Source organism: Kitasatospora sp. NPDC058048 (assembly GCF_042885555.1).
Taxonomy (GTDB): domain Bacteria; phylum Actinomycetota; class Actinomycetes; order Streptomycetales; family Streptomycetaceae; genus Kitasatospora; species Kitasatospora lactacystinica.
In genome coordinates this window covers 117879-131074 of record NZ_JBHVRT010000027.1, presented here as the reverse complement: position 1 = coordinate 131074, position 13196 = coordinate 117879, and the positions used below count along the sequence as shown (strand labels likewise).

Below are 13196 nucleotides of genomic sequence, written 5' to 3'. Positions count from 1 at the left end.
TCCGCCGCGAACGGAGCGATCTTCGCCTCGGCCAGCGAACGCACCGCCTCACGGAGCATCCCGTGCTCCTCGGAGATCCGGAAGAGATCGAAGTCAGCCGCCCCTGCGCTGCCCGCCATGATGCCTGCCTCGTCGTTCAGTGACCGGTGCCCGATCGAGGTCCGATCGACGCCCGGTGCGAGTCGAATCCGCGGTTAACTACCGTTCAGTAGAGATCCTAGGGCGCCGACCTGCGGCTGCCTAGCGTTCAGGGCGGTCCCTCGGGCGTGCAGGTGATCCCGGTGCGCCCTCGGCGGGCGGATAGCATCAGGGCATCCGTACTGGTCGCGTCCGCATCCAAGGAGAACCCGTGACCCTCCGCATCTCCGTGATCGGCACCGGCTACCTCGGCGCCACGCACGCCGCCGCGATGGCCGAGTTCGGCTTCGAGGTGCTGGGTCTGGACATCGACCCGGACAAGATCGCCATGCTGACCGCGGGCCGCGTCCCGATGTACGAGCCGGGGCTCTCCGAACTGCTGCTCAAGCACGTGGCCGGGCACGAGGGTTCGACCGGACGGCTGCGCTTCACCACCTCCGCCCAGGAGGCCGCCGAGTTCGGCGACGTGCACTTCATCTGCGTCAACACTCCGCAGCGCAAGGGCGAGTTCGCCGCCGACATGTCGTACGTCGACACCGCGATCGACGAGCTCGCGCCGCACCTGACCCGTCCCGCCCTGGTGGTCGGCAAGTCCACCGTCCCGGTCGGTTCGGCGGCCCGGCTGGCCGAGCGGCTGGCCGCGCTGGCGCCGGTCGGCGAGGGCGCCGAACTCGCCTGGAACCCGGAGTTCCTGCGCGAGGGGTTCGCCGTGCAGGACACCCTGCGGCCGGACCGGATCGTGGTCGGCGCCCAGAGCGAGCGGGCCGAGCGGGTGCTGCGCGAGGTGTACGCGGAGCCGATCGCGGCCGGGGTGCCGTTCATGGTCACCGACTTCGCGACCGCCGAACTGGTCAAGGCGGCCGCCAACTCCTTCCTGGCCACCAAGATCTCCTTCATCAACGCGATGGCCGAGGTCTGCGAGGCGGCCGGCGCGGACGTCACCCAGCTCAGCAAGGCGCTCGCCTACGACGAGCGGATCGGCGGCAAGTTCCTCAACTCCGGCCTCGGTTTCGGCGGCGGCTGCCTGCCCAAGGACATCCGGGCGTTCATGGCCCGGGCCGGCGAGCTCGGCGCCGACCAGGCGCTGACCTTCCTGCGCGAGGTCGACTCGATCAACATGCGGCGCCGCTCCCGGATGGTCGAGCTGGCCCGCGAGCAGTGCGGCGGCGGCTTCCTGGGCCGCCGGGTCGCCGTCCTCGGCGCCGCCTTCAAGCCCAACTCGGACGACATCCGGGACTCCCCCGCCCTCAACGTGGCCGCCCAGATCCAGCTCCAGGGCGCCCAGGTCACCGTCTACGACCCGAAGGCCGTGGACAACGCCCGCAAGATGTTCCCGTCCCTCACCTACGCCCACTCAGCCCTGGAGGCCGCCGAGGGCGCCCACGTGGTCCTCCACCTCACCGAGTGGTCCGAGTTCCGCGAGCTGGACCCGTCCGCGCTCGGCGCCGTGGTCGCCGAGCGCCGCCTCCTCGACGGCCGCAACGTCCTGGACGCCGAGGCCTGGCGGGCCGCCGGCTGGACCTACCGCGCCCTGGGCCGCCCGAGCTGACGAGTCCGCTCCCGAGCGCCCGTCCCCGACCCCGGGGGCGGGCGCTCGCGCGTTCCCGGACCCACACATTTGAACATGTTCAACTCTCGTGCGAGGATCGGGCCACCCGCTGTCCGCGGTGGTCCGAAGACCGGGGGGTCCTTCATGCGCAAGTCGTTCGTCCGGTTGGCCGTCGGCTGCGCGGCGGTCGCCGCGCTCCTGCTCTTCCTCGCGAGCCGCTTCGCGCTCGCCCTCGACGACCTCGCCTCCGGCGAACCCGTCAAGGCCGACTGCTCGGAGGTCGTGGACTTCGCGGGCGGATCCATGCCCGCACAGGCCACCGGTGCCCACTGCACGGACACCAGCGGCTGGCAGGAGCAGGGGTACACCGGCGAGTTCCGGATGCCCCGGACCGACCTGACCGCCCGGCTGGTCGCCGCGTTCCCGCGCGTCCGGCTGATCAGCGACGAGACCTGGGGAATGACCCTCCGGAACCGCGACGAGACGGATGGGAACCGGCCCCGGGGGAAGGCCTGGGTCGTCGAACTGGAGGTCACGTACGACAACGACACGACGGCCCTGGTCAAGCTCAACGCCACCAACATCTGAGCCCAGGAATCCGGCGCCCGCGAACGTCGTTGGTACCGGCATGACGAGCTACGGCGACGAAGCGGCGGTCCGCGAGATCCTCACCCGCACCGGCGACACCTGGGCGGTGGTGGGCCTGTCCACCAACACCGCCCGCGCCGCGTACAGGGTGGCCAGGGCGCTCCAGGAGTACGGCAAGCGGATCGTGCCCGTGCACCCGAAGGCCGAGACGGTCCTCGGCGAGCAGGGCTACGCCTCGCTCGCCGAGGTGCCGTTCCCGGTCGACGTGGTGGACGTGTTCGTCCGGTCCGAACTCGCCGGGGAGGTGGCCGACCAGGCGGTGGCCGCCGGGGCGAAGGCGGTCTGGTTCCAGCTGGGCGTCGTCGACGAGGCCGCCTACGGGCGGACCCGGGCGGCCGGGCTCGCCATGGTGATGGACAGGTGCCCGGCCATCGAGATCCCCAGGCTCACGGGACAGAACACCTAGGCCGCAGGGCCGTCCAGCTGCGCGATGGTGGCGATGGACGGGCGGCGGCTCGCGCGCAGCCCGGCGGCCGCCGATTCGGCGTCGCGCAGGACGCGCACGGCGTTGTGCCAGGTGAGCTTGGCCAGGTCGGCCTCCGACCAGTGGCGGCCGAGGAGTTCGGCGACCAGGTTGGGGTAGCCGGCCACCGAGTCCAGGCCGTCCGGCAGGAAGGCGGTGCCGTCGAAGTCGCCGCCGATGCCGATGTGGTCGATGCCGGCCACCTCGCGCATGTGGTCGAGGTGGTCGGCGACGGTGGCCGGGGTGGCGATCGGGCGCGGGTTGGCGGCCTCGAAGGCGCGCTGGCGCTCCATGGCCGGCGGGGTGGTGTCCAGCGGGTGGAAGCCGTGGGCGCGCATGTTCTCGTCGGCGGCCCTGGTCCAGTCGATGGCCGCGGGCAGGATGAACTTGGGCACGAAGGTCGCCATCGCCACGCCGCCGTTGGCGGGCAGCTGGGCGAGCACGTCGTCCGGGATGTTGCGCGGGTGGTCGCAGACCGCGCGCGAGGAGGAGTGCGAGAAGACGACCGGCGCCTCGGTCACCCGCAGGGCGTCGCGCATGGTGTCGGCGGAGACGTGCGAGAGGTCGACCAGCATGCCGAGCCGGTTCATCTCCCGGACGACCTCCTCGCCGAACCGGGTCAGCCCGCCGGCCACCGGCTTGTCGGTGGCGGAGTCCGCCCACGGCACGTTGTCGTTGTGGGTGAGCGTCAGGTACCGCACGCCCAGCTCGTACAGGGCGCGCAGGGTGGCCAGCGAGCAGTCGATGGAGTGGCCGCCCTCGGCACCCATCAGGGAGGCGATCCGGCCCTCGGCGCGGGCGGCCTCGATGTCCGCGGCGGTACGGGCCAGGCGCAGCCGGTCCGGGTAGCGCTCGACCAGGGCGTGGACGAAGTCGATCTGCTCCAGGGTGGCGCTCACGGCGTGGTCGCCGGCCAGCGAGGAGGGGACGTAGACGGACCAGAACTGCGCGCCGACCCCGCCCTCCGCGAGGCGGGCGAGGTCGGTGTGCAGGCGGTCGCTCTGGTCGGCGGCGAGGTCGAGCGCGCCGAGGTCGTATCCGGCCTGCTCGCGCATCGCCCAGGGGAGGTCGTTGTGGCCGTCCACCACGGGGGCGGTGCGCAGCAGGGCGCGGGCGCGGTCCAGCGGGGTGGGGGAGTCCGTCCGAGAAGTCATACGGGTTGTTCTACCCCACCCCCACCAGGGGAATTACTTGCCGAAGCCGAAGGAGGAGGAACCGGCCACCTTGGCGCGCAGCTTCTGGCCCTTCTCGGTGGCCTGGTTGTTCAGCTCGGCCTGGAACTCGGTCATCTTCTCGGCGAGTTCGGGGTCGAAGGCGGCGAGCATCCGCACCGCGAGCAGGCCGGCGTTGCGCGCGCCCGCCACCGAGACGGTCGCCACCGGCACGCCGGCCGGCATCTGGACGATCGACAGCAGGCTGTCCATGCCGTCCAGGTAGCGCAGCGGCACCGGCACGCCGATGACCGGCAGCGGGGTGACGGAGGCGAGCATGCCCGGCAGGTGGGCCGCGCCGCCGGCGCCGGCGATGATCGCCTTCAGGCCGCGCAGGTGGGCGTTCTCGCCGTACGCGACCATCTCGCGGGGCATCCGGTGGGCGGAGACGACGTCCACCTCGTAGGGGATCTCGAACTCGTCGAGCGCCTGGGCGGCGGCCTCCATGACCGGCCAGTCGGAGTCCGAGCCCATCACGATGCCGACGAGGGGGGCGGTCGAAGCGGGGCTCATTCGGTGATCGTTCCTCGCAGGTAGGCGGCCGCGTGGCGGGCGCGCTCGCGGACGTCTTCGAGGTCGTCCCCGAAGACGTTGACGTGGCCGACCTTGCGGCCGGGCTTCACGTCCTTCCCGTACATGTGGATCCGCAGCCCGGGGTCGCGGGCCATGCAGTGCAGGAAGGGGCGGTACATGTCCGGGTAGTCGCCGCCGAGGACGTTGACCATGACGGTCCACTTGGCGCGCGGGCGGGGGTCGCCGAGCGGGAGGTCGAGGACGGCCCGCAGGTGGTTCTCGAACTGCGAGGTGACGGCGCCGTCCTGGGTCCAGTGCCCGGAGTTGTGCGGGCGCATGGCCAGCTCGTTGACGAGGATGCGGCCGTCCCGGGTCTGGAACAGCTCGACGGCGAGGTGGCCGACGATGCCGAGGTCGCCGGCGATCCGCAGGGCGAGCTGCTGGGCCTCGTCGGACAGGGCCGGGTCGAGGTCCGGCGCGGGGGCGGTGACCTCGGCGCAGACGCCGTTCTCCTGGACGCTCTCCACCACCGGGTAGGCGACGGCCTGGCCACTGGGCGAGCGGACCACGTTGGCGGCCAGCTCGCGGACGAAGTCGACCTTCTCCTCGGCCAGCACCGCGACGCCGGCCAGGAACGGGGCCTGCGCCTGCTCCTCGTCGTCGACGACCCAGACGCCCTTGCCGTCGTAGCCGCCGCGGACGGTCTTGAGGACGACCGGGTAACCGGAGCCCTCCTCGGCGAAGGCGGTGACGTCGGCCGGGTCGGCGACGATCCGGTGCCGGGGGCAGGGCACGTCGATGGAGTCCAGCTTGGCCCGCATCACGCCCTTGTCCTGGGCGTTGACCAGCGCCTCCGGGCCGGGGCGGACGGCGATGCCGTCGGCCTCCAGGGCCCGCAGGTGCTCGGTGGGGACGTGCTCGTGGTCGAAGGTGATCACGTCGCAGCCGGCGGCGAAGGCGCGCAGGGTGTCGAGGTCGCGGTAGTCGCCGAGGACGACGTCGGACACCACCTGTGCGGCGGAGTCCTGGGGCGTGTCGGCGAGGAGTTTGAACCTGACCCCGAGCGGGATGCCCGCCTGGTGTGCCATGCGGGCCAGCTGCCCGCCACCGATCATGCCCACCACTGGAAAATTCACATTGCCCGGGGAAGTCACGCGGCCCAGGATATCCGGGCCGGTCGGGGGCGGTGGAGCCGCCGGTGGGGCCGTCGGGGCGGACGCGCGTAGATGTCAACCTGTCGCCCTGGGGGCTGAGCCGTTCGATGGAAGCGGGTAGCCTGGACGGCCAGGTCCTGGTCTGCGCGGTCCGATCATGTGCGTGCACGCAGGGCTCAAGGGGTGGCCGCGCCGTCGCGGCAGGCCCTTTCGTCCCGCAGGCACATGGAGGCAGTCCGGTATGGCGACGACCGCAGCTTCGAACCCCCCGCTCGCACAGAAGATGCGTGGGATCACGGGCGAAGTCGTGAAGTTCGGCATCGTCGGCCTGAGCGGCGTGGTGGTCAACTTCGCCGTCTTCTGGGTCTGCATCAACGGCATGGGCCTGGCCTCGGTCCGGTCGAACATCGTCGCGACGGTGATCGCGATCGCGACCAACTACCTGGGCTACCGCTACTGGCTCTACCGGGACCGCGACGCCGCCTCCCGCAGGCGCGAGATCACGCTCTTCCTGGTCTACAGCGGCATCGGCATGCTGATCGAGACCGGCATCCTCGGCTTCTCGGTGTACGTGCTCGACCTGCGCTCGCACTACGAGCAGATCGGCGCCAAGGTGATCGGCCTCGCCGTGGCCACCGTGTTCCGCTTCGTCTCGTACCGCACCTGGGTGTTCAAGGCCGTGCCGGAGCCCGTCGGACTGCCCGCCCAGCAGGCGGTGGACGCCACCAGCGGCCAGGAGCTGGCCGCACAGGCCGAGCTGATGCTGGCCACCGAGCGGATCCGCCTCGCCAAGGCCGAGTAGGCCCCGCACCCCCTGCGCCCCTCGCACCCCCTTCGCTCCCCACAGCCCCGGCAGCCCGAACGCGGCCGCCGGGGCTTGCCGTGTCCGCCGCGGCCGGAGGACAGTGGTTACCGAGGGCGAGCACGGCCGGCGGACGATCGTGGCCGAGGGGGTCCAGGAGGCTCGCCATGACGTTCGTCCAGATCATCGACTGCAGGACCGACAGGCTCGACGACCTCAACCGGCTGCTGGACACCTGGGTCGAGGCGACCCGGGGCAGGCGGACCGCTTCCCACGCGGTGATCGGCACCGACCGTTCCGACACCGCGCACGTGGTGCAGATCGTGGAGTTCCCCTCCTACGCGGCGGCGATGGAGAACTCCGCCCTGCCCGAGACCGACCGGATCTTCCGCGAGATGGTGGCGCTCTGCGACGCGCCGCCCACCTTCACCGACCTCGACGTGGTCCGCGACGCGCAGCTCGACTAGGGCGTGTCTGGCCATTCGCGTCGGATCAGGGCGCGGCGTTGGGGTGCGTGCATCGCAAGGCGGAGGAGGGAGCCACTGCGGAGCATTGGCGACCGACGACAACGCGGCGAGGTGCGTGCCCCGGCGTCGCGCACCCGGCGGGAATTGTCAGACACGCCCTTGGCCAGGGCCCGGGCCCGTTCAGTCCTGGTGGCTGCGTCCGAGGAAGAGCGCGAACACCGCCGGCTTCAGCGAGAGCAGTTCGAGCCGCCCGCCGTCCGCCTCCGCGAGGTCGCGGGCGACGGCCAGACCGATGCCGGTGGAGTTGCGCCCGCTGACCGCGCGTTCGAACACCCGGTTGCCGAGGTCCGCCGGCACGCCCGCGCCCTGGTCCTGGACCTCGACCACCGCCGAGGTGCCGGACGGCCGGACCCGCAGGGTGATCGTCCCGGCGCCGTGCATCAGCGAGTTCTCGATCAGGGTGGCCAGCACCTGGGCGACCGTCCCCGGGGTGCCGACCGCGGTGACCCCGTGCAGCCCCTCCAGGGAGAGCACCCGGCCCTGCTCCCGCAGCGTCGGGCCCCACTCCTCCACCTGCTGCTTGATCACCTCGTCGAGGTCGAAGGCGACTGCGGTGGGGCTGCGCGGGTCGCGCTGGGTGGTGAGCAGCCGCTGGACCACGTCGGTGAGCCGCTCGACCTGCTGGAGGGCGATGGTCGCCTCCTCCTTGACCGTCTCCGGCTCCTCGGCGAGGGCGGTGATCTCCTCCAGCCGCATGGAGAGCGCGGTGAGCGGGGTGCGCAGCTGGTGCGAGGCGTCGGCGGCGAGCCGGCGCTCGGCGGTGAGCATCCGGGCGATCCGCTCGGCGCTGGTGTCCAGCACCTCGGCGACCCGGTCGAGCTCGGGCACCCCGTAGCGGCGGTCGCGCGGGCGCGGGTCGCCGGAGCCGAGCCGCTCGGCGGTCTCGGCGAGGTCGGTGAGCGGCCGGGCGAGCCGCTTGGCCTGCCAGACGGCGAGGGCCACCGCGGCCTGGACGGCGAGCAGGGCGACCACGCCGAGCAGCAGCAGGTTGTTGGCGATCTCGTGGTCGACGTCCTCGCGGGACTGTTCGACGGTGACGGTCTCGCCGCTGTTGCCGCGCTCGACGGCCTTCAGCAGGTGGTTCCCGGCGGGGCGCTCGCCCGCGGAGACCACCGGCTGGCCGGGCACCTGCACCTCGACGTAGCTGCCCTCGGTGATCTGGCTCTCGAAGGCCCGCCCGGTGACCGGCTCCCCCGCGGCGAGCCGGCTCTCGACCAGGGCGAGCACCCGGACGGCGGCCGCGTCCACCCGGTCCTGGGCCGAGTTGACGATGGTCCGCTTCTCGACCAGGGCGAGCGGCACGCAGAACACCACGACGACCACCAGGACGACGCCCAGCAGCGAGTTGATCATCCTGCGTTTCACGCTGCCGCTCCCCGGGGTGTTCCACTGCCGCGGGCCGAGGGCCCGTTCTCCGTCAGGGACTAATTCTTCTCGAACCGGAACCCGACTCCGCGCACGGTGGCGATGTAGCGGGGGTTGGCCGCGTCGTCGCCGAGCTTCTTGCGGAGCCAGGAGATGTGCATGTCCAGGGTCTTGGTGGAGGTCCACCAGGTGGTGTCCCAGACCTGCCGCATGATCTCCTCGCGGGTGACCACCCGGCCGGCGTCCCGGACCAGGACCCGCAGCAGCTCGAACTCCTTGGCGGAGAGGGTGAGTTCCTCGTCGCCGAGCCAGGCGCGGTGGGATTCGATGTCGATCTTCACACCGTGCGCGCCGGTGGTGAGCTGGTCGACGTTGCCGCGCCGGAGCAGGGCCCGGACGCGGGCGAGCAGTTCGGCCAGGCGGAAGGGCTTGGTGACGTAGTCGTCGGCACCGGCGTCCAGGCCGACCACGGTGTCCACCTCGTCCGCGCGGGCGGTGAGCACCAGGACGGGGCAGCTCTTGCCGTCGGCACGCAGGCGGCGGCAGACCTCCAGGCCGTCCATCTCGGGCAGGCCGAGGTCCAGGACGACGAGGTCGACCTCCTCGGTGAGGCCCGCGGCCAGTGCGGTCGGACCGTCCTCGCGGACGAGCACCTCATAGCCCTCGCGTCGCAGGGCCCGGGCGAGCGGTTCGGAGATCGCCGGATCGTCCTCGGCGAGCAGCACACAGGTCATGTGGTGATGGTAGTCCGCCGGGGTAACGCCGGACGCCCTGTGAGGTAGTTCACAGAGCGTGATCGTTATACAAGGCCCCGATCGCACCCAACGGGCCGTAGCTGACCGGCCGTTCGGTGAAGAATCTCCGCTTGGATCTTGAAACCGAAGGAAGACGCGCCCATCTACCATCGATAGATCGGGAAGATCTGGCGCCGACTTTGCCATTCCCATACCTGATTCAAGGCTTTTGTCATCTGATAAAGCCAAATGTCGCCACGTAGAGTGGTTTCGTCCACGTCCGCCGCCACCCCCCTAGGCGGACGCTGTCAGGCAAGGAACCACTACTCATGGCGTCGAAGACCCTGGACGCCGACATGACGTCGGCCTCTCCCGGCGGCAAGACCTTCCTCGGGCATCCCCGAGGTCTTGCCACCCTGTTCATGACCGAGATGTGGGAGCGCTTCTCCTACTACGGCATGCGCGCCCTGCTCATCTACTACCTGGTCTCCGGTGGCGCCGACGCCGCCGTGGGCAGCCAGGGCGGCGGCCTCGCCATGACGGCGACGACGGCGACGGCGATCTACTCCGTCTACGTCTCGATGGTCTACCTCATGGCCTACCCCGGCGGCTGGTTCGGTGACCGGGTCTGGGGCGCCCGCAAGACCGTCGCCATCGCCGGGTTCGTGATCATGTTCGGCCACATCGCGCTGGCCGTCCCGGGCCAGGCGGCGTTCTTCCTCGGCCTGCTCCTGGTCGCGCTCGGCTCCGGGCTGCTGAAGGCCAACATCTCCACGATGGTCGGCCAGCTCTACAACGGCCCCGAGGACCCGCGCCGCGACGGTGGCTTCACCGTCTTCTACATGAGCATCAACCTCGGTGCCTTCGTCGCCCCGTTCATCATCGGGACGATCGGCAAGGAGTACAGCTGGCACCTGGGCTTCGGCATCGCCGCGGTCGGCATGGCCTTCGGCCTGGTGCAGTTCCTGCTGGGCAGCCGCCACCTGAGCCCCAAGAGCAGCAAGGTCCCCAACCCGCTCAAGCCCGCGGAGCGCAACAGCCTGCTGGTCAAGGGCGGCATCACCGTCGCCGCCGTCGCCGTCTTCTACGCCGTGATCGTCGGGCTGGGCGTCTACACCCTGAACTGGGCCCTCGTCCCGCTCACCCTGGCCGGTCTGCTCATCCCGATCGCCGTGCTGGTCCGGATCAAGCGCGACAAGGACCTCAGCGCCGGCGAGCAGTCCAAGATGTCCGCCTACATCTGGTTCTTCGCCGCGGCCGCCATCTTCTGGATGATCTACGACCAGGGCGGGTCGACCCTGTCCCTGTTCGCCGACAAGAAGACCGCCGACAGCCTGTTCGGCTTCGGCTTCTCGGCCACCTGGTACCAGTCGCTCAACCCGCTGTTCGTGATGGCGCTCGCGCCGGTGTTCGCCTGGCTGTGGCTGTGGCTCTCCCGCCGCAACAAGGAGCCGAACACCATCGTGAAGTTCTCGATGGGCCTGGTCCTGGTCGGCGCCTCGTTCTTCATCTTCATCATCCCGATGAACATGGCGGACGGCGGCACCATGGTCTCCCCGCTGTGGCTCGTCTCGATCTACCTGATCCAGACCATCGGTGAGCTCTGCCTCTCCCCGGTCGGCCTCTCGGTCACCACCAAGATGGCGCCGCAGAAGTACGCCTCCCAGATGATGGGCGTCTGGTTCCTCGCCGTCACCGCCGGTGACTGCACCACCAGCCTGCTCTCGCTGGCCGGCGTCAACCTCGACGGCAACGGGATCATCGCGATGCAGGCGTCGCTCGCCGTCCTCGCCGGGCTCGCCGTCTTCGGCTACCGCAAGCGCGTCCAGGCCCTCATGGGCGACGTGCGCTGACGGACCGGCCTACGGCTCACGACTCCGGGGCCGCCGTGGATTCCTGAGATCCGCGGCGGCCCCGGCCGTCTTTCCCGGCCCCGGCTGCCCGCCCGGCCCCGCCCGTCCTCCGCCCCGGCCACCCCGGCTGCCCGCCCGCCGAGGCCGCCGCCGGGCGTTATGCGCTCGACACGGGCCCGGCAGCCGTGCCTATGGTGCCCCGCATGACGACCCTCTCCTTACCCCGTCAGCTGGCCCGCACCCGGCAGTTCACCCTGGGCGTCCCCGTCCGGCCGGAGCCCACCCCGGACGGCGCCACCGTGCTCTTCCTGCGCGGCCGGTCCGGCACCGACCCGCTCGCCTGCCTCTGGGCCCTGGACACCGCCACCGGCGAGGAACGGCTGATCGCGGACCCGGCCGTGCTGGGCGCTGCCGAGGGCATCGCCGGGTACAGCACCGACGCCGCCGGCGCGCTCGCCGCCTTCGCACTGGACGGCGCCCTGTGGCTGGCCGACACCGCCCGCGGCACCGTCCGCGCCGTCCCCGTCCCCGGCCCGCCGCAGGACCCCCGGCTCGACCCGACCGGCCGCCGGATCGCCTACGTCACCGGCGGCGCCCTGCGGGTGGTCGGCGTCGACGGCACGGACGACCGTCCGCTCGCCGAACCCGAGGCCGAGGACGTCTCCTACGGGCTCGCCGAGTACGTCGCCTCCGAGGAGATGTTCCGCGACCGCGGCCACTGGTGGTCCCCCGACGGCACCGCTCTGCTGGCCGCCCGGGTCGACAACCGCCCGCTCGCCCGCCTCTTCGTGGCCGACCCCGCCGACCCGCACCGCCCGCCGCGCACCGTCCGCTACCCGCTGGCCGGCACCGCCAACGCCGAGGTCTCACTGCGGCTGCTCGGCCTCGACGGCACCGACACCGGGGTCCGCTGGGACCGCGCCGCCTTCGAGTACCTCACCGCCGCCGGCTGGGACGGCCACGGCCCGTACGCCGCCGTGCAGAGCCGCGACCAGCGCACCGTCCGCACCCTGGCGATCGAGCCGGACGGCGCCACCCGGGTGCTCGCCGAGCGGCAGGACGCGCACTGGATCGAGCTGCTACCCGGCCTGCCGACCCGCACCGGGGGCGGCGCCCTGGTGGACACCGCCGACCTGGGCGACACCCGGCACCTGACCGTCGACGGCAAGCCGGTCACCCCGCCCGGGCTCCAGCTGCGCGCGGTGCTCGGGACGGACGGCGAGCAGGTGCTGTTCACCGCCTCCGACGAACCCGCCGAGACCCACCTCTGGACGTACGGACCGGACACCGGCCCGCGACGGCTCAGCAGCGGCCCCGGCCTGCACACCGGGGTGCGGCGCGGCGGCACGCTGGTCCTCACCGCCCACACCCCCGGGCACCCCGGTGGCCGCTCCACCGTCCTGCGCGAGGGCTCGACACCCCACCCGCTCACCTCGCACGCCGAGCCGCCCGTCGTCACCGCCCGGCCCGAACCGCTCCGGCTCGGCCCGCGCGAGCTGCGCGCCACGCTCTTCCTGCCCGCCGGTCACCGCCCCGGGGACGGCCCGCTGCCCGTCCTGCTCGACCCGTACGGCGGACCCGCCATGCAGAAGGCCACCACCGGCGGCCTGTGGTGGGACCAGGTCTCCCAGTGGTTCGCCGACCAGGGCTTCGCGGTCCTCGTGGTGGACGGCCGCGGCACCCCCGGGCGCGGGCCGCGCTGGGAAAAGGCGATCCACGGCGACAAGGCGGGGCCCGCCCTCGATGACCAGGTCGAGGGCCTGCGGGCGGCCGACCGGCTGCGGCCCGGGCTGCTCGACCTCGACCGGGTCGCCATCCGCGGCTGGTCCTACGGCGGCTACCTCGCCGCGCTCGCCGTACTGCGCCGCCCGGACGTCTTCCACGCCGCCTCCGCCGGAGCCGCGCCCACCGACTGGCGGTTCTACGACACCCACTGGCAGGAGCGCTTCCTCGGCCACCCCGACGAGCACCCCGAGCACTACGACAGCGGCTCGCTGATCGCCCTGGCGCCGGAGCTCCGCCGCCCGCTGCTGCTGATCCAGGGCCTCGCCGACGACAACGTGTACCCGGCCCACACCCTGCGGCTGTCCGCCGCCCTGCTCGCCGCCGGCCGCCCGCACGAGGTCCTCCCGCTGCGCGCCACCGGCCACCGGCCCACCGACGAGGCGGTGGTGGAAAACCTGCTGACCCACGAACTGCACTTCCTGCGGCGTTCGTTGGGCCTGGCATGAGCGAAGGC

The 13196-nt window shown here is 72.0% G+C and carries 11 protein-coding genes and 2 pseudogenes; 7 read left to right on the top strand and 6 right to left on the bottom strand.

The window, feature by feature from the left end; genetic code table 11:
* Nucleotides 1–119: pseudogene (locus ACFVVA_RS26655) on the bottom strand (acyl-CoA dehydrogenase); the annotation flags it as partial.
* Nucleotides 120–349: 230 nt separating this feature from the next.
* Between ACFVVA_RS26655 and ACFVVA_RS26650 the strand changes: the two are divergent.
* The 3 genes from ACFVVA_RS26650 to ACFVVA_RS26640 all read left to right on the top strand — a co-directional run bounded on the left by ACFVVA_RS26650 (nucleotide 350) and on the right by ACFVVA_RS26640 (nucleotide 2741).
* Nucleotides 350–1687: a UDP-glucose dehydrogenase family protein gene (locus ACFVVA_RS26650; protein ID WP_387693304.1), complete on the top strand. Its 1338-nt coding sequence runs from the start codon at nucleotides 350–352 to the stop codon at nucleotides 1685–1687.
* Nucleotides 1688–1831: 144 nt separating this feature from the next.
* Entirely contained in the window at nucleotides 1832–2275 is a 444-nt protein-coding gene (locus ACFVVA_RS26645) for a hypothetical protein (RefSeq protein WP_387693302.1), read from the top strand.
* Between the two features lie 40 nt (nucleotides 2276–2315).
* A complete protein-coding gene (locus ACFVVA_RS26640; RefSeq protein WP_387693300.1) occupies nucleotides 2316–2741 on the top strand; it encodes a CoA-binding protein in 426 nt (141 codons plus the stop codon).
* Here ACFVVA_RS26640 and ACFVVA_RS26635 read toward each other — a convergent pair.
* The 3 genes from ACFVVA_RS26635 to ACFVVA_RS26625 are packed head-to-tail and all read right to left on the bottom strand — an operon-like array spanning nucleotide 2738 to nucleotide 5658.
* Nucleotides 2738–3952: a dipeptidase gene (locus ACFVVA_RS26635; protein WP_387693298.1), complete on the bottom strand. Its 1215-nt coding sequence runs from the start codon at nucleotides 3950–3952 to the stop codon at nucleotides 2738–2740. The genes ACFVVA_RS26640 and ACFVVA_RS26635 overlap by 4 nt on opposite strands.
* 33 nt (nucleotides 3953–3985) lie before the next feature.
* On the bottom strand, nucleotides 3986–4522 hold the full coding sequence (gene purE, locus ACFVVA_RS26630) for a 5-(carboxyamino)imidazole ribonucleotide mutase (RefSeq protein WP_387693296.1): 537 nt from the start codon (nucleotides 4520–4522) through the stop codon (nucleotides 3986–3988).
* Nucleotides 4519–5658, bottom strand: a complete 1140-nt coding sequence (locus tag ACFVVA_RS26625; RefSeq protein WP_387693319.1) for a 5-(carboxyamino)imidazole ribonucleotide synthase — start codon at nucleotides 5656–5658, stop codon at nucleotides 4519–4521. Before ACFVVA_RS26625 ends, purE begins: the two co-directional genes overlap by 4 nt.
* Before the next feature lie 301 nt (nucleotides 5659–5959).
* Between ACFVVA_RS26625 and ACFVVA_RS26620 the strand changes: the two genes are divergently transcribed.
* Together ACFVVA_RS26620 and ACFVVA_RS26615 are read left to right on the top strand one after the other, a co-directional pair.
* Nucleotides 5960–6478 (top strand): GtrA family protein, encoded by a 519-nt coding sequence (locus ACFVVA_RS26620; protein WP_387693294.1) that lies wholly within the window; start codon nucleotides 5960–5962, stop codon nucleotides 6476–6478.
* A 167-nt stretch (nucleotides 6479–6645) separates the two neighbouring features.
* Nucleotides 6646–6942, top strand: a pseudogene (locus ACFVVA_RS26615) (ester cyclase); the annotation flags it as partial.
* 183 nt (nucleotides 6943–7125) lie between these two features.
* Here ACFVVA_RS26615 and ACFVVA_RS26610 read toward each other — a convergent pair.
* Both ACFVVA_RS26610 and ACFVVA_RS26605 read right to left on the bottom strand, forming a co-directional pair.
* Nucleotides 7126–8370 carry an ATP-binding protein gene (locus ACFVVA_RS26610; RefSeq protein WP_387693292.1) on the bottom strand — a complete coding sequence of 415 codons (1245 nt, stop codon included), beginning with the start codon at nucleotides 8368–8370 and terminating at the stop codon, nucleotides 7126–7128.
* A 59-nt stretch (nucleotides 8371–8429) separates the two neighbouring features.
* Nucleotides 8430–9104 carry a response regulator transcription factor gene (locus ACFVVA_RS26605; protein WP_030058577.1) on the bottom strand — a complete coding sequence of 225 codons (675 nt, stop codon included), beginning with the start codon at nucleotides 9102–9104 and terminating at the stop codon, nucleotides 8430–8432.
* A gap of 329 nt (nucleotides 9105–9433) precedes the next feature.
* Between ACFVVA_RS26605 and ACFVVA_RS26600 the strand changes: the two genes are divergently transcribed.
* Nucleotides 9434–10957 (top strand): peptide MFS transporter, encoded by a 1524-nt coding sequence (locus tag ACFVVA_RS26600; RefSeq protein ID WP_387693289.1) that lies wholly within the window; start codon nucleotides 9434–9436, stop codon nucleotides 10955–10957.
* A 203-nt stretch (nucleotides 10958–11160) separates the two neighbouring features.
* Nucleotides 11161–13188 carry a prolyl oligopeptidase family serine peptidase gene (locus tag ACFVVA_RS26595; protein ID WP_387693287.1) on the top strand — a complete coding sequence of 676 codons (2028 nt, stop codon included), beginning with the start codon at nucleotides 11161–11163 and terminating at the stop codon, nucleotides 13186–13188.
* The last annotated feature ends 8 nt before the right edge of the window (nucleotides 13189–13196 follow it).

Excerpts from the sequence above, each read along its gene's own strand:
- ACFVVA_RS26645 (WP_387693302.1), top strand. The coding sequence starts at position 1,832 with ATGCGCAAGTCGTTCGTCCGGTTGGCCGTCGGCTGCGCGGCGGTCGCC.
- ACFVVA_RS26640 (WP_387693300.1), top strand. The coding sequence starts at position 2,316 with ATGACGAGCTACGGCGACGAAGCGGCGGTCCGCGAGATCCTCACCCGC.
- ACFVVA_RS26635 (WP_387693298.1), bottom strand. The coding sequence starts at position 3,952 with ATGACTTCTCGGACGGACTCCCCCACCCCGCTGGACCGCGCCCGCGCC.
- purE (WP_387693296.1), bottom strand. The coding sequence starts at position 4,522 with ATGAGCCCCGCTTCGACCGCCCCCCTCGTCGGCATCGTGATGGGCTCG.
- ACFVVA_RS26620 (WP_387693294.1), top strand. The coding sequence starts at position 5,960 with ATGCGTGGGATCACGGGCGAAGTCGTGAAGTTCGGCATCGTCGGCCTG.
- ACFVVA_RS26605 (WP_030058577.1), bottom strand. The coding sequence starts at position 9,104 with ATGACCTGTGTGCTGCTCGCCGAGGACGATCCGGCGATCTCCGAACCG.
- ACFVVA_RS26600 (WP_387693289.1), top strand. The coding sequence starts at position 9,434 with ATGGCGTCGAAGACCCTGGACGCCGACATGACGTCGGCCTCTCCCGGC.
- ACFVVA_RS26595 (WP_387693287.1), top strand. The coding sequence starts at position 11,161 with ATGACGACCCTCTCCTTACCCCGTCAGCTGGCCCGCACCCGGCAGTTC.